This window comes from Spirochaetaceae bacterium (assembly GCA_009784515.1).
Taxonomy (GTDB): domain Bacteria; phylum Spirochaetota; class Spirochaetia; order WRBN01; family WRBN01; genus WRBN01.
In genome coordinates this window covers 32,913-50,857 of sequence record WRBN01000001.1, presented here as the reverse complement: position 1 = coordinate 50,857, position 17,945 = coordinate 32,913, and the positions used below count along the sequence as shown (strand labels likewise).

At 43.3% G+C, this 17,945-nt stretch carries 19 protein-coding genes; 10 read left to right on the top strand and 9 right to left on the bottom strand.

Going from position 1 to position 17,945, the window contains the following annotated elements; genetic code table 11:
* Positions 1 to 4: 4 nt before the first annotated feature.
* Positions 5 to 466, bottom strand: a complete 462-nt coding sequence (locus FWE37_00300) for a peptidylprolyl isomerase (GenBank protein ID MCL2519430.1) — start codon at positions 464 to 466, stop codon at positions 5 to 7.
* Positions 463 to 1,611: an AI-2E family transporter gene (locus tag FWE37_00295; GenBank protein MCL2519429.1), complete on the bottom strand. Its 1,149-nt coding sequence runs from the start codon at positions 1,609 to 1,611 to the stop codon at positions 463 to 465. The genes FWE37_00300 and FWE37_00295 overlap by 4 nt, the downstream gene beginning before the upstream one ends.
* A gap of 228 nt (positions 1,612 to 1,839) precedes the next feature.
* On the opposite strand from FWE37_00295, the gene FWE37_00290 reads away from it, so the two are divergent.
* On the top strand, positions 1,840 to 2,481 hold the full coding sequence (locus FWE37_00290; GenBank protein MCL2519428.1) for a hypothetical protein: 642 nt from the start codon (positions 1,840 to 1,842) through the stop codon (positions 2,479 to 2,481).
* An 80-nt stretch (positions 2,482 to 2,561) separates the two neighbouring features.
* Positions 2,562 to 3,359: a 4Fe-4S binding protein gene (locus FWE37_00285; protein MCL2519427.1), complete on the top strand. Its 798-nt coding sequence runs from the start codon at positions 2,562 to 2,564 to the stop codon at positions 3,357 to 3,359.
* A 5-nt stretch (positions 3,360 to 3,364) separates the two neighbouring features.
* On the opposite strand, the gene FWE37_00280 is transcribed toward FWE37_00285, so the two are convergent.
* The 4 genes from FWE37_00280 to FWE37_00265 all read right to left on the bottom strand — a co-directional run bounded on the left by FWE37_00280 (position 3,365) and on the right by FWE37_00265 (position 7,097).
* Positions 3,365 to 3,601 carry a hypothetical protein gene (locus FWE37_00280; protein ID MCL2519426.1) on the bottom strand — a complete coding sequence of 79 codons (237 nt, stop codon included), beginning with the start codon at positions 3,599 to 3,601 and terminating at the stop codon, positions 3,365 to 3,367.
* A 106-nt stretch (positions 3,602 to 3,707) separates the two neighbouring features.
* Entirely contained in the window at positions 3,708 to 5,273 is a 1,566-nt protein-coding gene (hcp, locus tag FWE37_00275; GenBank protein MCL2519425.1) for a hydroxylamine reductase, read from the bottom strand.
* Between the two features lie 62 nt (positions 5,274 to 5,335).
* Positions 5,336 to 6,415 carry a CapA family protein gene (locus FWE37_00270; protein ID MCL2519424.1) on the bottom strand — a complete coding sequence of 360 codons (1,080 nt, stop codon included), beginning with the start codon at positions 6,413 to 6,415 and terminating at the stop codon, positions 5,336 to 5,338.
* A gap of 73 nt (positions 6,416 to 6,488) precedes the next feature.
* Positions 6,489 to 7,097, bottom strand: a complete 609-nt coding sequence (locus FWE37_00265) for a hypothetical protein (protein MCL2519423.1) — start codon at positions 7,095 to 7,097, stop codon at positions 6,489 to 6,491.
* Between the two features lie 298 nt (positions 7,098 to 7,395).
* Between FWE37_00265 and FWE37_00260 the strand changes: the two genes are divergently transcribed.
* The 8 genes from FWE37_00260 to FWE37_00225 all read left to right on the top strand — a co-directional run bounded on the left by FWE37_00260 (position 7,396) and on the right by FWE37_00225 (position 15,761).
* Entirely contained in the window at positions 7,396 to 8,652 is a 1,257-nt protein-coding gene (locus FWE37_00260) for a Glu/Leu/Phe/Val dehydrogenase (GenBank protein ID MCL2519422.1), read from the top strand.
* 82 nt (positions 8,653 to 8,734) lie between these two features.
* Positions 8,735 to 10,009 (top strand): SLC13 family permease, encoded by a 1,275-nt coding sequence (locus FWE37_00255; protein MCL2519421.1) that lies wholly within the window; start codon positions 8,735 to 8,737, stop codon positions 10,007 to 10,009.
* Positions 10,010 to 10,054: 45 nt separating this feature from the next.
* Positions 10,055 to 10,408, top strand: coding sequence for a four helix bundle protein (locus FWE37_00250; GenBank protein MCL2519420.1), 354 nt, complete (start codon positions 10,055 to 10,057; stop codon positions 10,406 to 10,408).
* Between the two features lie 46 nt (positions 10,409 to 10,454).
* Positions 10,455 to 12,194, top strand: a complete 1,740-nt coding sequence (locus FWE37_00245; protein ID MCL2519419.1) for a 2-oxoacid:acceptor oxidoreductase subunit alpha — start codon at positions 10,455 to 10,457, stop codon at positions 12,192 to 12,194.
* Positions 12,195 to 13,061, top strand: coding sequence for a 2-oxoacid:ferredoxin oxidoreductase subunit beta (locus tag FWE37_00240; GenBank protein ID MCL2519418.1), 867 nt, complete (start codon positions 12,195 to 12,197; stop codon positions 13,059 to 13,061).
* A 92-nt stretch (positions 13,062 to 13,153) separates the two neighbouring features.
* A complete protein-coding gene (gene sucC / locus FWE37_00235) occupies positions 13,154 to 14,323 on the top strand; it encodes an ADP-forming succinate--CoA ligase subunit beta (GenBank protein ID MCL2519417.1) in 1,170 nt (389 codons plus the stop codon).
* The gene (sucD, locus tag FWE37_00230; protein MCL2519416.1) at positions 14,323 to 15,225 is read left to right on the top strand and encodes a succinate--CoA ligase subunit alpha; all 903 of its coding nucleotides are present in this window, start codon (positions 14,323 to 14,325) and stop codon (positions 15,223 to 15,225) included. The genes sucC and sucD overlap by 1 nt, the downstream gene beginning before the upstream one ends.
* A 95-nt stretch (positions 15,226 to 15,320) precedes the next feature.
* Complete coding sequence (locus tag FWE37_00225; protein MCL2519415.1) at positions 15,321 to 15,761, top strand: DUF192 domain-containing protein; 441 nt, start codon at positions 15,321 to 15,323, stop codon at positions 15,759 to 15,761.
* Between the two features lie 57 nt (positions 15,762 to 15,818).
* Here FWE37_00225 and FWE37_00220 read toward each other — a convergent pair whose 3' ends face one another.
* The 3 genes from FWE37_00220 to deoC all read right to left on the bottom strand — a co-directional run bounded on the left by FWE37_00220 (position 15,819) and on the right by deoC (position 17,824).
* Entirely contained in the window at positions 15,819 to 16,805 is a 987-nt protein-coding gene (locus tag FWE37_00220) for a peptidoglycan bridge formation glycyltransferase FemA/FemB family protein (GenBank protein MCL2519414.1), read from the bottom strand.
* Between the two features lie 75 nt (positions 16,806 to 16,880).
* Positions 16,881 to 17,153, bottom strand: coding sequence for a hypothetical protein (locus FWE37_00215; GenBank protein MCL2519413.1), 273 nt, complete (start codon positions 17,151 to 17,153; stop codon positions 16,881 to 16,883).
* 2 nt (positions 17,154 to 17,155) lie between these two features.
* Complete coding sequence (gene deoC / locus FWE37_00210; GenBank protein MCL2519412.1) at positions 17,156 to 17,824, bottom strand: deoxyribose-phosphate aldolase; 669 nt, start codon at positions 17,822 to 17,824, stop codon at positions 17,156 to 17,158.
* Positions 17,825 to 17,945: the final 121 nt, after the last annotated feature.

Sequence of the window (17,945 nt, the reverse complement as noted above, 5' to 3'; positions counted from 1 at the left end):
ATTTTTAATTAATAACGGCGCCTTGTTCAATTTCCTCGGCGGTCGCTTCGCGTACCTCTGTGAGCTCGATAAAAAAATTAAGGGCTTTACCGGCATAAGGGTGGTTGGCATCTAAGGTAACCTCACTGTCGGTAATTTTACTGATACGCCAGATTAAATCTTCATCACTATCTTCATCGGCAGTAAACTCCATACCTACCGCTATATCTTCGCTTTCAAACTCGCTAAGGGGCACAGTTATAATATAATCTTCGTTGTAGTCGCCAAAAGCTTCGGCGGCGCTAAGTTTAAGCTCGGTTTTAAAGCCGGCCTCTTGGCCGTCTAACGCCTGCTCGATAGCCGGTAGGGCGGCTCCTATCCCTTGTATATAACTGCTGGGGCTGCCATCACTGCTCTCCAGCTCGTTGCCTAAACTATCTCTTATTAAAAAGTTAAAACTTATTACTCTTTCACGCCCTGCTTTCATAGCTGCTCCTTATCTGGGTTAATAGAAGGTCCCGGTAAAAGGTTATTATCTTCGTTATAGGGGTTTTCTTTTAAAAATATCTCAAGGCTGGCAAAAAACAGGGTGAGCAGCATTGGCCCCAGCACGATACCATTAAGGCCAAACAGCTGGATACCACCCAGCAGCGAAAATAAAATGAGTAAAGGGTGAATATTAACACGGTTGCCTAATACCCACGGTTTATAAAACATATCGATACTGCTAATAAATAAAGCGCAGCTGCCCGAAAAAATTAAAAATCCTAAAATATTGCCGGTTTGTATAAGCTGCAAAATGGCCAAAGGCACCCAAACGGCGGTAGCCCCCAGCATAGGGATAAAACTAATAACAAAAACTAAAGCGCTTAAAACTAACGTAGCCCTAATCCCGGCGACCGAAAAAATAATATAAGCCACGATAGCTTGCCCAAGCGCCGTGATAAAAAACCCCAGCAAAATGGCTTTACCGGCTTCGGCAAAACGGTTAATAAAAATTTGCGAGTAACTGCGTTCTATCGGTATGGCCCTAATTAATAAATTTAATAAATTTGGCCCTTCGGACAAGTAAAAATAAAGGCTTACCATCATAAATAAAAACCCCAATAAAAACCCGCCTAAGCCGCTGCCTACCGCCAATACCGAGTTAGAGATATGGCTGGGGATATTATTCAAAAACGATAAGATAAAACCCCTAATATCGAGGCGGCTAATATCAAAAGGTAAGTTAAACGAGGCCAGCCAAAGCTCCAGCTCGTCAAAGCTGGCGAAACGCGGGTCGCCTTCGATAAAATAAATTAAATTATTTATTTGCTCTATCATTTGCCGCGAAAACTCAACCACCAATACGGCCAGCGGAATAAAAACAATAAAGAGCGAAGCAAAGGTAAAGAGTAAAGCAAAAAACCGTTGCTTAAGCTTAATTTTTTGCCAAAAGTTAAGCTTAAAAAAAGGGTGTTTAAAATTAAAAGGCTTATTAATAATTTTGTTGTAGATAGGGCTAATCATTAAATAAAACATACCGGCCCACAATAAAGCCGATACATAGGGTGAAAAAATACGTAATACCACTAAAAATAATAAGCTAAATAAAATTAAAAAGAAAATTTTTTGCGGGTTATTTTTACTCATTAATAAGGTATAGCATAAATTTTAGTTAATGACCAGTACAAAAAACGGCGGGCCGCAGTTGATAGGTGAAAAGTGAGAATTAAAAAGCTTTCAGTTCTCAGTTCTTAACTCTCACCTATTATCTGCCGATAAGCTAATTAGCCTTTGACTTTTTGTTTAAGATAAACTATAATTAAGCTATACTTTTGAGCCCAATTATAAATTATTTTAAGATATAGTGGAGATAATATGAAAAAACTATTAGCGCTAATGCTTTTGTTTAGCTTTTCGTTTACGGCTATTGCCCAAGTAAATAGTAATATGACTATGAAAGAGCGGGCCCTAATGCTTTTGGCTACCAACCCCGACCGCCTTGTGCGCTTGGGCTTAATCTTTGAGATTGAGAGCGGCGAAATTGCTCTAGATGACGATGTTATTAGGGTATTGGCCTTTATGGCCGGTGACGGCACCCTTAACCGTACCTTTGGTACTATAGACGGCCGGGTTAATGCCGATATTCGTATGCGTGCCGTAGCTTTATTAGGTGTGGCCGGCGGCGATTTAGCCCGCGAAGCTATCCTTAACGCTTTAGATGCCGAGACTGATTCGCAGGCTAAAAATACCGCTATGGTAGCGTTAGCCAATATGGGCGGCCATAGCAACGATATTTTAACTTTACGTATTTTAAATAGTGCCATCAGGCGCGATATGGCTACCAACCAAAGCAGCCTTACCGCCATTTTATATATTGATGCCGTTGACGCTTTAATGTCGCGCACCGAAATTGATGAAGAAACCCTTATTACCGTTTTGTTAATTGCTAACGGTAACGGTTATAGCAGCAATGCCCGCACTCGGGCCGAGCAGTTTATCCGCTCGTTGTGGCGTTAATTATAAAAGTTGTCCTGTTTTGCAGGCGATACTAACTATTAATACATCTTGTTTAAGCCCTCGTGATGAGGGCTATAAGCATGTACGAGGCAAAAATGAAACGCGATATTATCCTTATTAACGAAGATTTATGCACCGGCTGCGGTTTTTGTGCCAGCAGCTGCCACGAAGGGGCTTTAACCATTATTGATGGTAAAGCCCGCTTAATTGGCGATTTACTTTGTGATGGCTTAGGGGCTTGTCTGGCCGCTTGCCCAACTTATGCCTTAACTATTGAGCGGCGCGAAGCCGAACCTTACAATGAGGCTAAAGTAATGGCCACCTTAGTTACCAAAGGTGAGGCCGTTATTAAAGCCCACCTGCTTCATTTGCTAGACCATAAACAAACACAGTTTTACAACGAAGGTATTCAATATTTAAAGGATAACGGGTTGGCAATCCCTGCCGGCTTTACGGAAAAAATTGTCGCCGTCCCGCAAGTGAGCCAGCTTCAATCGGCCGAAACTAGCGTAAGCCATTTAAAACAGTGGCCTATCCAGCTGCATTTGGTATCGCCTTTAGCCCCTCACTTTAAAGGCAGCCATTTACTGCTGGCTGCCGATTGTGTACCTTTCGCTTATCCTAACTTTCATAGTAAGTTTTTAGCAGATAAAACTTTAGCTATTGCTTGCCCTAAACTTGATGACAGCGAAGGTTACCTTGAAAAGCTGGTAGCTTTTATTAACGAAGCAGGTGTTACCGCCATAACGGTATTAACGATGGAAGTCCCTTGCTGCGGCGGGTTATGGTATTTAGCCCAAGAGGCCGTTACCGCCGCCGGCCTTAAGGTAGAGCTAAAGCGCAAAATTATTAATCTTGACGGTACCTTAAGGGAGTAGCCTTATTATCGTCTCTTTTTAGAGCTGCTTACTAATAAGCCCATTATGACCACTGCTAAAATAATGGGCCAAATACTAAAGGTAAAAAAGAGCAAGCTTACCACTATCGCAACAATAGCTACAACGATAATAAGCGGCCAAAGAAAAATAATTAACCAAAAAGTTACATTAAAAATAAACCGTAACAACCAAACGGCAATAACGAAGCCTGTAATGATAAAAAATAAAAAAAATATTTCCATAGTGATACTATAAAATAAATTTACGTTTTTAACAATATCCGGGCTGCAAATTAAGCGCTTAAATTAGGCTAATCCCTGCATTGCCCCAAGGGATTAGCGGTTTAATTTAACTAAGCATAGTACTCACATCGTTTGCGGCGGTAGAGATAGTACCAATTTTAAAATTATCTCCTAAAAGTTTAAGCACATTAGGGCTGACAAAAGCCGGTAAAGTTGGCCCTAAATGGATATTTGTAATCCCGTTAGCCAGCAAAGCCAGCAGCACCGCTACGGCTTTTTGCTCGTACCAAGCAATATTAAAGACGATAGGTAAATCGTTGATATTATTTACTTTAAAAACTTCCTGCAATTTAAGGGCCACAACTAACCAGCTGTAACTATCGTTGCATTGGCCGGCATCGAGTACACGCGGAATGCCATTAATATCGCCTAAATTTAATTTATTATAACGGTATTTTGCACAGCCGGAAGTTAAAATAATCACATCTTTAGGTAAATCGGCGGCAAAATCGGTGTAATAAGCCCGGCTGTTATGGCGGCCATCGCAGCCGCTCATCACCACAAATTTTTTAATGGCCCCTTCTTTAATGGCGGCGACAAGTTTATCGGCTACCGCTATAACTTGGTTATGGGCAAACCCGCCGATGATGTAGCCGCTTTCAATTTGCGTAGGCGGCGGTAAAGTTTTAGCTAAGGCAATGAGAGCGCTAAAATCTTTTTCACCCCGGCTATCGGCAGTAATATGCGTGCAGCCCGGATAACCGACTGCTCCGGTAGTAAAAATTTTAGCTTCGTTACCTTTAACGGCTGCCGGTACTAAACAGTTGCTGGTAAACAAAACAGGGCCGTTAAATTGGTTAAACTCTTCGTGCTGTTTAAACCACGCATTACCGTAATTACCTACTAAATGCTTATATCTACTAAGTTTAGGGTAATAATGCGCCGGCAGCATTTCGCTGTGGGTGTAAATATCCAGCCCTTCGTTTTCGGTTTGGCTAAGCAGTTGTTCTAAATCTTTTAAATCGTGGCCGCTCACCAAAATGGCCGGCCGGGTGCCTACCCCAATATTTACCTGTGTAGGCTGCGGCTGGCCATAACTGGTGGTATTAGCTTTATCCAGTAAAGCCATTGCCTTACCGGCTAAGCGGCCAACGGCTAAGGTGGCGGCGGTTAAGTCGTTAATGGTAAGCGTATCGTTTAATAAATTGGCTAAATTTTCGTAGAAGGCGCTGTAAAGTTCGGCCTCTTCGTAGCCTAGTACGGCGGCGTGATGCAGGTAAGCGGCAGTTCCCTTTAGGCCATAAGTCATTAGCTCGCGCCAACTGCGAATATCTTCATCGCCGGTGGCCAGCACCCCGGCCAGATGGTTATCGTTATTACCGCCAAATTGGGCAATAAGCTGCTGGGCTTTAGCATGATAGTTATTAATAGCCTGTAAATTAAAGTTGGCATTGGTAATGGTAGCAAATAAAGCTTCTGCCATAAAATAACCTATAGTTAAGGGGACGTCTTTATTTTGCTGTTGTTGGCTACAGGCGGCTTGCCCCAATTTTTTTAAGGTTAAAATTAAGTCGTCTTGGGCTACGGCTACTTCGTTAAGTTTGCCGCAAGCCCCCATTTTAGCGCTGCACCCTTTATTGTTAATAGTTTCTTGACACTGAAAACAAAACATAACATTCCTCCCTTGTTATTAAAATGAATAATTAAAGGCTATTTAGCAACAACCTTTTAGCGTTACGATGTTGCTTTAAGTAAATAATCAAGGTGCTCGCGGCGGCGGATAAAATAATTAAGCCAAGCCTCACTCATATCGGTAAAAATACTATTGGGTTCGTCTAATAAAATAATGACCATACCGTGCTGCGGGTGGCGGTAGTTACTAATAGGGATAAGCCGAACGCTTAAAGTTAGCTCGCCTTGGTCAAAACCAATATATACTTGGTAAAGGGCGCTATCGCCGGTAAAGGCCCACTCGCGGGTGTAATTACCGCTGGTTAAGCCCCACGTTTGGCCGCTTATCAGGTTACCGCTGCTGTTAATAATGAGCTTGCCGTTATGGTATTGGTAGGGCTGCAAAACATGCGGGTGATGGCCCCAAATAATATCGACACCGGCTTTATCGATAAGCTCTTTAAAAAAATTATTTTTACGTTCTTCAATCGTGCGCACATATTCTTCGCCGCCATGATACGAAAAAATAACGACATCGTGGTTGTGGCGCGCCTCTTGTAAGACAGTGATTAAACGTTCGCGTTCATCGGCCCTAGTAAGAGAGATGATATTGATATGCTCTTGCCCCTCGCTGCTGCCGCTTTGCGGCAAGTTAATAAACTGCGTAAAAGCGATAAAAGCTAACCTAATACCATTTTTATTTAAAGTAGTTACCTGCCACGGGGTGTTAGCCCCGCGCAAGCCCGAATAAGCAATTTGCGGGTGCTGTTCGTGCAGCTGCTGCCAAGCCGTCATTGTGGCTAAAACCCCCGCCCGGCCATGGTCTAACGAATGGTTATTAGCTAAACTAAAAACATTAAAACCGGCCTTAATAGCCCTTTCGGCGTACTCTCTGTGCACATTAAAGAAAGGGTAAGTTTGCGGCCTAACGGCCTCGTAAATAGGTGTTTCAAAATTAGCGAAGTTAAAATCGCTGGCCTGTAAAATATTTGTAATAGCTTTGTAAACGTAATAGCCGTTATCTCTAAAAATATTAACATCGTGGGCCATAATATCGCCGGCAAAAGTAAGCGTAAGGGTTTGGCCATTAATTATGGGTAAGCTAAATGCTAACAATATTATCATTAACCCGGCTTTTAACATAAAAGCAGTATAGCATTTATGGCTATTAGCCACAAGGGCTAGGGAATAATTAATAACTGGAAGATAAAAGTTTTTAAGTTTTCGTTACTAATGTTTCCGTTAAATACTCTCTTAAATCATCAGGCATCTCGCTTACCATCTGCCGTATGTCGCCGGCTAAATCTACAGCCACCGGTTCGGCCGGCTGCTTATCTTTACTCTCCGGCCTATCTTGATGATGGTTCTTATCCTCCGGCTTAGTTTTAGCAGAGCTTGGGGCGGGTTTAGCTTTGTTATTCACTTTGACCGGGGGTAACTTCATTTCGTCCTCATCATTATCGCCCTCATCATCGGCTTCTTCTTTGGCTAAGTAATCAAACAAAAATCTTAAAGCTTTGCCATGCCTATTATTGTAGGCTTCTTCTAATAAAGTATAAGCTAACGCTAAATACCCATCTTGTTCCTCTACCGGCCTTAAATGAGTGTTCATGGCTATTTTTAAAGCTTTATCAAATTTTTTAGCAGTCTCTTCATCTTTAAGTAAGTAATCAATAATGTGTTTTAAACTTTTCCAGTCGCCTCTTAAGGCGCGGTCTAAAAAGATGTGGCTGGTTAAAAAGTAGCCATCATTTTCTTTACCGGCTGGAAAGGTGGGATAGTTTTGCATAATAATTTTTACGGCGTAATTTAATTGATTGGGCATAGTTAATCTCCTTAGTACACAACTTTCGGAGCTATAAAACTACACTTTAAAATTAATAATTAAAAAGTAAGAATTAATCATTGGAAGTTCTTAGTTTTTAATTATTAGTCCCCAGTTTTCGATTAAAAAAAAATTTTTCAACTTGACAAAGCTCTATAGTATGCTAAACTAATTAAAGTTCATAACAAAATACATAATTATTGCATTATTTATGCGTTTGGTTTTAAGGTGTGCAACTAAATGTAGCTAATGTATTTAGCTTTGTTTAAGTTATTGAAATACAAGGAGAAAGTTGAAGATGAGTGCGTATAACCCTTACAATGATGTGCTGGCTGCTATTAAAGCGGCGGCCGAAAAGCTTGAACTGGAAGAGAGCGATTATATTACTACGATGTATCCCGAGCGCGAGCTAAAAGTATCGTTCCCGGTGCGTATGGATAATGGTAAGGTTAAAGTTTTTGAGGGTTATCGCGTGCAGCATTCCACCTTACGCGGGCCGGCTAAGGGCGGTATTCGCTTTCACCCCGCTACCGATGACAACGAAGTAAAAGCCTTAGCGGCATGGATGACTTTTAAATGCGCCGTTGTGGGTATACCCTATGGCGGCGGTAAAGGCGGGGTTACCGTAGAACCCAGCGAGCTTTCGTTAGGCGAGCTGGAGCGTTTAACGCGTGGGTTTACGGCAATGATAGCCCCTATTATTGGCCCCGAGCGCGATATTCCTGCCCCCGATGTTAATACCAACGGTCAAATTATGGGCTGGCTGGTTAGCACCTATAATTTATTAAAGGGTTATAATGCGCCGGGAGTAACTACCGGTAAACCGGTGCATATTGGCGGCTCGCTGGGACGGGTCGAGGCCACCGGGCACGGCGTGATGATTGCCGCCCGCGAGCTGCTTAAAAAACTTAATATACCTATCAAAAACTTAGATGTTGTGGTGCAAGGCATGGGCAATGTGGGCAGCATTGGGGCTAAGCTTTTGCACGAGCTGGGGGCTAATATTATTGCCGTAAGTGATGTTTCGGGAGCCATTTACCACAAAAAAGGGCTGGATATGGCCGATGTGCTAAACTACCTAAGCACCAAAGGTAATTTGATTAAAGATTATGATAAACGTAAAGTAGAGCATATTACCAATCAAGAGCTGTTGTTGTTAAGTACCGATATGCTTGTTCCTTGCGCTCTCGAAAATCAAATTAATATCGGCAATGTAAATGATATTAAAGCTAAATATATTGTTGAGGGAGCCAACGGCCCTACCACCGCCGAAGCCGATAAAATTTTGGCCGATAGGGGTATTTTAGTGGTGCCCGATGTACTGGCTAATGCCGGCGGGGTAACGGTATCGTATTTTGAATGGGTACAAAACTTGCAATCATTTTACTGGAGCGCCGAAGAAGTAAACGACAAATTGGAATACATTATGTGTAAAGCCTTTGAAGAAGTTTACGCTATGCATAAAGATAAAAAGGTTACTTTGCGTGAAAGCGCTTATATGTTAGCCCTTAAAAAATTAGTTGATGCCCGTAAAACGATGGGCTACCCCTTTTAATTAAGAATTAAGAACTAAAAAGTAAGCATGGAAAGCTTTTAATTCTTAATTTTTACTTTTTAATTTACCTGAAGGATATAATATGAGTACCGTTACCATCACCTTACTTTTTTTATTATTTGCCGTAGTTATGTTTGTGCTGGAGAAAATTCCGCTGGCGGTAACGGCAATGCTGGTTTGCGTAGGTTTGGTGGTTACAGGGGTGCTTACGCCGGCGGCAGCCTTTGCGGGCTTTGTCAGCTCGCCGGTTATTTTATTTGTGGGTATGTTTGTGGTGGGCGGCGCCTTGTTTGAAACCGGTATGGCCAGCCAAATTGGCGGGGTTATTACTAAATTAAAGTTTATTAAAGGCGAAAAAGGGCTTATTGTTGTTGTTATGCTTTTGGGCGCCTCGTTATCGGTGTTTTTATCTAATACCGGTACGGCGGCAATACTTATCCCCATCTTGGTGGGAGTGGCGGCTAAAAAAAAAGTTGCTCGCTCTAAGTTATTAATCCCTATGGTTTATGCCGTAGCATTGGGTTCTAATACCTCTTTAATTGCTACGCCGGGTAATATGATAGCCCATAGCGCTTTAGTAACGGCCACCGGCAGTGGGTTCGGGTTTTTTGAGCTTACTAAAATAGGGCTGCCAATGATAGCATTAGGTATTATTTATTTTACCACCATTGGTTATAAATTGTTGCCTAACCATGCCACGACCGATGGGGCTTTTAGCGGGCAAGCCGATTATAGCACGGTGCCGGCTTATAAACGTTATTTAGCTTTAGCTATTATGCTTTTTACCGTTTTTTTAATGATTATAGGCCAATACATTGGGCTGGCTATCAATATAGCCAGTACCATTGGGGCTATATTGATGGTGCTTACCAAAGTTATTAACGAAAAGCAAGCCTATAAAGCCATCGATTTAAAAGTGGTTTTTTTGTTTGGCGGTACTTTGGCCTTGGCGGCGGCTATGCAGGCCAGCGGGGCCGATAGAGTCATTGCCACTGCGGTAATTAGCTTATTAGGTGGCGAAAATGCGGCTCCTTTTGCTTTGCTGGCGGCTATTTTGCTTATTACCGGCGGGCTGGCGCAATTTATGTCTATCACCGCTAGTGTGGCTTTAATGGTGCCGATTAGTCTTTCTGTTGCCCAAACAATGGGCGCCGACCCGCGCGCTCTTATGGCCGCTACGGTAGTGGGGGCTTCGTGCGCCTTTACCACCCCTATTGCCACCCCGCCCAACGTCATGATTGTGGGTGTAGGCGGTTATAAATTTAGCGATTTTACAAAAGTTGGTTTACCTTTGTTTATTATTTGTCTTACGGTTAGTGCGGTTTTACTACCAATTTTATTTCCATTTTTTCCATAAAATAGTTGAAAACTGAAAGCTGAAAACTGAAAGTTAGGAGATAATATGAAAGAAAGTATATTGCAAGAAAAGAGCAAGAGGTTTGCCATAAGAATTGTAAATCTTTTTAAACATTTAACTAATGAGAAAAAAGAGTTTATTATGTCAAAGCAGCTTTTAAAAAGTGGTACAAGCGTAGGGGCAAATATTATGGAGGCAGAGCACGCTCAAAGTAATTTAGATTTTATTCATAAAAATAATATTGCACTTAAAGAAGCTAATGAGGCAAAATATTGGCTTGAATTACTCTTTGAAACGGAATATTTAACCAAAGAACAATATGAAAGTATTAAAACGGATTGTGATGAATTACTTAAAATGCTTGTTTCTACAATTAAAACTCTTAAAAGTAAAACATAATTTTTAGTTTTCACCTTTCAGCTTTCAGTTATTAAAAGGAGGAAATATGTTTAAGGAAATTTCATGGAAAATTGGCGGTACGCAGGGCGAAGGTATCGAGGCCACCGGCGATTTATTTTCGACCGGCTTAAATAGGCTGGGGTATTATTTAAATGCCTTTCGTACCTTTTCATCAAGGGTTAAAGGCGGCCCCAGCACTAATAAAATTAGGGTATCGGTGGATAGGCTGTATAGCACCGCCGATGCAGTGCACATTTTGGTGGCTTTTGACCAAGAAGCTATCGATTTAAACTACCATGAGGTAGTAAAAGAGGGCATCATTTTGGCCGATGCCAAATTTGAGCCGTTGCTGCCATCGGGCTGTGGCGCTAAACTGCTGGTTATCCCTTTTACCGATATAGCTAAAAACTTAGGCACGCCGCTCATGAAAAATATGGTGGCCGTTGGCGCTAGTGCGGCTTTAATGGGACTAGACACTACTGTTTTTACCGAAATAGCCGCCGAAAAGTTTGGCCGTAAAGGTGAAGCGGTGGTTAAAAGTAATATAGAAGCCATTAAAGCCGGTAAAGCCGAAGTAGACAACAAACTGGGCAGCACTCCTTTTAAGATGGAGGCAGCTAATAAAGCCGAGCGTTTATTTATTACCGGTAACGATATTGTGGGTATGGGCTGTATTGCCGGCGGAGCGCGTTTTATGGCTAGTTACCCCATCACTCCTGCTACAGAAATTATGGAGTACCTCATTCGGCACTTGCCTAAAGTGGGCGGTGCGGTGGTGCAAACCGAAGACGAAATTAGCGCCGTTATGATGACCATTGGCGCCGGTTATGCCGGTGTGCGCAGTGTAACTAATACCTCTGGGCCCGGCTTATCGCTAAAGGCCGAAGGCATTGGCTTTGCTGCAATGATAGAGGCCCCGCTGGTGGTGGTAGATGTGCAGCGCGGCGGCCCTAGTACCGGCTTGCCAACTCGCCATGAGCAATCGGATATTATGGCCGCTATTTACAACACGCACGGCGATATTCCTAAAATTGTGCTGGCCCCCAGTACTGTGGAAGAGGCTTTTTACGATACCACTGAGGCCTTTAACTTGGCCGAAGAGTTTCAGTGCCCGGTTATTTTAATAATAGACATGCAAATGGGCAGCAGCAAACAAACCGTTGAAATGCTTAATTTAAAGAAGGTGCAAATTAGACGCGGTGCTTTACAAAGCAGTGTACCGGCCCCAGCCGACCCAACGGATTATTTTAAACGTTATTTAGTAACCGAAAGCGGCGTATCGCCGCGTGTGGTGCCGGGTATGGTTAATGGTATTCATCACTCAACGGGCGTAGAGCATAACGAAATGGGCAAACCCAGCGAAGTAGTAAGTAACCGCATAAACCAAATGGATAAGAGGCTGCGCAAATTAAAAAGCGTTAAGGTGGCCGAGCCGGTGCATATTAATGCCGTTGCTAAAGAGGCCGATGCGCTAGATGTTTTATTTGTAGGTTTTAACTCCACACGCGGAGCCATTGAAGAGACGGTAGCCAAACTTAACGGCGAAGGTGTTAAGGCAGGCCACGCCCATATTAGGTTAATCCACCCCTTCCCGGCCGAAAAAGTAGCCCCATTAGTAAAAAAAGCTAAAAAAATTATTATTGTGGAGAACAACGCTACTGCCCAGCTGGCACAGATAATGAAGCTGGAGGTAGGGCAGGCCGAAAAAATTAAAAATATTTTAAAGTACGATGGTAGCCCCTTTTTACCGGGCGAACTTTACAAAAAAAGCAAGGAGGTGCTGTAAATGGCCACAGCAAACGATTTTAAAAACGATGTAAAACCTAACTGGTGTCCGGGCTGCGGCGACTACGGAGTATTGGCTGCCATTCAAAAAGCGGCGGCAAATTGCGGGATAGAGCCGCATCAGTTGGCTTTATCTACCGGTATTGGCTGTAGCGGCCGTTTAGCCGGTTATGTACGCAGTTATGGCGTACATGGCTTGCATGGCCGTGCTTTACCGGTGGCGCAGGGCATTAAAATGGCTAACCGCGAACTTACCGTAATTGCCGCCGGCGGTGATGGTGATGGTTTTGCCATTGGTACCAACCATACCGTGCACGCTATGCGCCGTAATATAGATATGACTTATATTGTAATGGATAATCAAATTTATGGTTTAACTAAGGGGCAGATGTCGCCGCGCAGCGATATAGGGCAAATTACCAACAGCAGCCCCACCGGGTCGGTGGAAAGGCCTATCTCTTCGGTGCAGCTGGCTTTAGCCAGCGGTGCGACCTTTGTGGCCCAAAGTTTTTCGAGCGACCTTAACCAAATGACCGACATTATCGAAAAGGCCATTAACCACAAAGGTTTTTCGCTGGTGGTTATTTACAGCCCTTGTCCTACCTACAATAAAACCAACGATGTGCAGTGGTACAAAGAGCGGTTAAGTAATGTAGCTGATATTGCCGGTTACAACCCCAGCGATATAACCGCTGCCTTTAAAGCTATTACCGAAAAAGAGGGCTGGCTTACCGGTGTGCTTTATCAAAAAGAGATGGCCAGCTACCAAGAGGTGGTGAAAGGTTATGCGCCGGAGGCTTTGGTTAAGGCCGATTTAAACTTAAGCGAAGATTTGTTTTATAACACTTTGGTGAAAGAATACATATAATAGGTAATAACTAACAACTTATAGTTAATAGTTAGTTGTTTATAATTAACTTGCTTACCTTTAGTGGCAGGCATAATATAGGGATTATTTTAATGAACATACACGAACATCAAGCTAAAGAGCTACTGCGTGGCTATGGAGTAACCGTGCCAAACGGCTATGTAGCCTTTAGCGTAGACGAAGCCGTAACTGCTGCCGAAAAATTAAGCGGTACGGTTAAAGTGGTTAAGGCGCAAATTCATGCCGGCGGGCGCGGTAAAGCCGGCGGTGTTAAGGTAGCTAAAAGCCCAGACGAAGTAAAGAATTATGCCGCCGAAATTTTAGGCAAAACTTTGGTTACCCAGCAAACCGGGCCGGAAGGCAAAGAGGTTAAACGCCTGCTGATAGAAGAAGGCTGCGCTATTAAGAAAGAGTACTATGCGGGTATGGTGCTAGACCGTTCTACTAGTAAGGTGGTTTTAATGGCCAGCGAAGAGGGCGGAATGGATATTGAGGAAGTTGCCGCTAAATCGCCCGAAAAAATTTTTAAAGAATTTATCGACCCGCTGGTGGGGTTAACCGGCTTTCAGGCGCGGCGCATTGCCTTTAACATTAACATACCAACCGAGCTTATTAGCCAAACGGCCAAGCTGCTTATCAACTTATATAAGGCCTACGTTGAATTGGATTGTGCGATTGTCGAGATTAACCCGCTGGTTACCACCGAAGACGGCAAGGTTATGGCCCTAGATGCTAAAATCAACTTTGATGACAACGCCCTGTACCGCCACCCCAAGCTTACCGATAAGCGCGACCTTAACGAGGAAGACCCTAAAGAGATTGCGGCCGGCAAATTCGGCTTAAGTTATATTGCTTTAGATGGCAATATTGGCTGTATGGTGAATGGCGCCGGCCTTGCAATGGCCACGATGGATATTATTAAATTTTACGGCGGCAGCCCGGCTAACTTTTTAGATGTAGGCGGTGGGGCCACCACCGAAAAGGTATGCGAGGCTTGTAAGATTATTTTATCGGACCCTCAAGTAAAAGGCATATTTATTAATATTTTTGGCGGTATTATGAAGTGTGATACCATCGCCGAAGGGGTAGTGGCCGCCGTAAAACAATTGGCCTTAAAAGTGCCGCTGGTGGTACGCTTAGAGGGCACCAATGTGGAGAAAGGCCGCGAAATTTTAAAGCAATCGGGTTTAACTTTGCAGGCTGCTACCAGCATGGCCGATGGCGCCCAAAAGATTGTTGCTTTAGTTAAAGGAGCCGCCTAATGAGTATCTTTATTAATAAAAACACCAAAGTGCTGGTACAGGGAATAACCGGCAGCACCGCTTTATTTCATACCAAACAAATGCTGGAATATGGCAGCCAAATGGTAGGCGGCGTTACGCCGGGCAAGGGCGGCGCAACTGTAGAGGGCTTACCTGTTTTTAACACCGTAAGCGAAGCGAAAGCCAAAACCGGTGCGAACGCCAGTGTTATTTATGTACCGGCCGCCTTTGCCGCCGACGCTATCCTTGAGGCTGTGGAGGCCGAGCTGGATTTAGTAATTTGCATTACCGAGCATATCCCTATCCTTGATATGGTTAAGGTAAAACAGTACATGCAGGGCAAAAAAACGCGTTTAGTTGGCCCCAACTGCCCCGGTATTATCACCCCCGGTGAATGTAAAATTGGCATTATGCCCGGTTATATCCACACTAAGGGCCACATCGGGGTAGTATCGCGCAGTGGTACGCTTACTTACGAGGCCGTTTATCAGCTTACCACGCAAGGTATCGGCCAAAGCACCGCCGTAGGGATTGGCGGCGACCCGGTGAACGGCAGCGATTTTATCGATTGTCTAAAAGCCTTTAATGCCGACCCTGACACCTACGCCGTAATTATGATTGGCGAAATTGGCGGCAGCGCCGAAGAAGAGGCCGCCCACTGGGTAAAAGCTAATATGACCAAACCGGTAGTGGGCTTTATTGGCGGGGCAACGGCGCCGGCCGGTAAACGTATGGGCCATGCCGGGGCGATTATTAGCGGCGGCAAAGGTACGGCGGCGGAGAAAATAGCCGCTTTAGAGAGCTGCGGCATAACGGTAGCCAAAACCCCAGCGGTAATGGGCGAAACCATGATTAAAGTACTTAAAGATAAAGGGTTGTATGAAAGGTGTTTGCGTACTTAGAAAAGTAAGCAAGGATAATATTGGCTTTATGGGGTAGCCTGCTTTGGCAGTAACTACCCTTGATTTACAGCTAACTATATAGTACACTCTAAGCTATGAAAAAACTGCTTTTTACCTTATTTATATTAATAGCATTTAGCTGCGGCTCGCAAGATTTACAGCTGGTGCAGCTTACCGTTACTATTAACGATACAACCATCTTAGTGGAGGTAGCCGATACCTCCGATAGCCGCGCTTTAGGCCTAATGCACCGCCGCAGCTTGCCGGCCAATAACGGTATGCTGTTTGTTTTTCCCGATGAAGCTATCCGCAGTTTTTGGATGCATAATACCTACATACCTTTAAGTATAGCTTATATCGATAGAGACGGCCGTATTCGCTCTATCCACGATATGACGCCGCTTAGCCGTGCCACTATCCAAAGTACTCTGCCGGTAATGTATGCGCTCGAGGTTAATCAGGGCTTTTTTGAACGCCACAATATTACCGTTGGCGACAGAGTAATTATCCCGGCCGGTGTGAGAGCTGTAAATTAGTTGCAAACTTATAACTGATAGTTGAAAACTAAAAACAAGTAAAACGGATAATCCCCGCTACTTTCTTTTTTTAGCCAGCTCTTTTTTGGCTAAGCGTCCTTTTTCGGCCAATCTAAAGGCCGTATAAAGCGGCCAATTTACCGGATAATCGTAAGCGCCTAACCTGTGCACCAACTGCCCGCCAAAGCCGGTTTTAAATTGATACAGCCCAAACATTGGGTGGTTAGGGTCATCACTGGGCGGGATACCAAATAAATCGTAAGCGGTACAGCCAAAAGCTTTAGCATCGCTCATCGCTTGCCATTGTAAACCATAACTGGCCATTAAATTGCGTTTAAGATTGCTGCTGGCTCCATAAACATAAGTAGCGGTATCTTTATAAAATAAAGTAATGATACCGGCCAGTAAATCACCTTCGTGTTCGGCCAGATAAAGCCGGGCCTCAAGGCCATTTTCTTTAGCTAACTGTAAAAAAGTTTGATAGTAATTATAACTATGAATAGCTATGCCATCACGCTGAGCAGTTTCTTGATACATTGTATACCATTGCTCTATTTGGTTATTATCTTGCCTAATGGTAACCCCTTTTTTAGCGGCTAAGCCAACGTTATAGCGGGTTTTTTTATGCATATTTTTTAGTAATTCTTCGTTGCTTTGCTGTAAGTTGATAATCACGGTATCTGGCGGCTGCACCGGCATAATGGCTTTGCGTAATGGGTTGGTTAAAATAATATTATTTTCCCAAGTTAAATCGTATCTAATAATTAAAGGATTGCGGTAATATTTTTTTAATAATTTACTGAGCTCTTTTAAAAAATGGCTGTGGTTAGTCGTAATCGGCGTAAAGTTTGGTAAAGGCAGGTAGATAAAGTTAAAGAGCCGGCCAATCTGCCTGTTAAGTACTAAAAAAGAAAAATTTAAATTATCATAGGCAGCGGTAAAGGTTTTACCTTGCCAGCCAAATTTGCCTTTAAATTGCTGCCAAAAAGGTGTTTGTAAAAAATTATCGCCATCAAAATTGGGCTCTTCGTTAATGGTAAGCATAGCGTTAGCTTACCTTAAAAAAGGCTAAAGGTCAATAAATTTTTACTAATTAAAATTATCGGCGAGAGTATTTCTTTAAAACACTAAAATATCTAATATAATTACTATAATAGCGGTAACAGGTATGCTGGCCATAACCAGCAACCACCACTTTATCATACCCTTTTGTAATCTTTGAAGTTTGGGGTCCTGCGCAAATCTTTCCCGATTATCGCGGCCCTCCCAAAACATATCATAACCGCCATCTTCTCGCATGTGCTTACGGCTAAGATAAAAATATTTTATGGCTCTATAAAAAGGATAAGCTACCAGCGCTCCAAAAATTAACCACGCTATATAATGCTGCATAGTTAATATCCGCCGGCGCATTCTTCTTGCCGCATAATGGCTATGCCGTTAGAGGTCCCTAATCGTGTAGCTCCTGCCTTAACCATAGCCAAAGCATCGCTGGCCGATTTAATACCGCCGCTGGCTTTTACCTGCGCTTTATCTTTAACTACCTCTAGCATCAGTTTAACGTCTTCTATCGTAGCCCCGCCGGTGCTAAAGCCGGTAGAGGTTTTTACAAAATCGGCCCCTGCCGTAACGGCTAAATTACAGGCTTTAACCTTTTCTTCATCACTTAATAAAGAGCTTTCGATAATTACCTTAACAATGGCTTTATGTTGGTGAACGGCCTGCACCACCGCCTTAATATCTTCGTAAACGCTGCCATCGTTCCCGGCTTTAAGTTGGCCAATATCTAACACCATATCAATTTCGTTAGCTCCATCGCGGCAAGCCAGTTGGGCTTCGTAAACTTTAGCTTTAGTGGCCATCGCCCCCAGAGGAAACCCAACAACGGCACAGCTTTTTACCCCGCTGCCTTTGAGTTGTTCGGCCACTAAGCTGGTGTAGTTACCGTTGGTGCACACACTGGCAAAGTTATATTGTTTAGCTTCGTTACATAAATTAATAACTTGCTGCGGGGTGGCATCGGCCTTTAATAAAGTGTGGTCTATGTATTTATTTAACTGCATTACTTGCTCCTTAATTGCTAAGCTAACCACAATATAACACTATTGCCGGCAATAAGCTACTTTAAAATAATAAAACCATCTTTGTCAAGAGATTATGGGGTAACGGAAAAGTTATTGACAA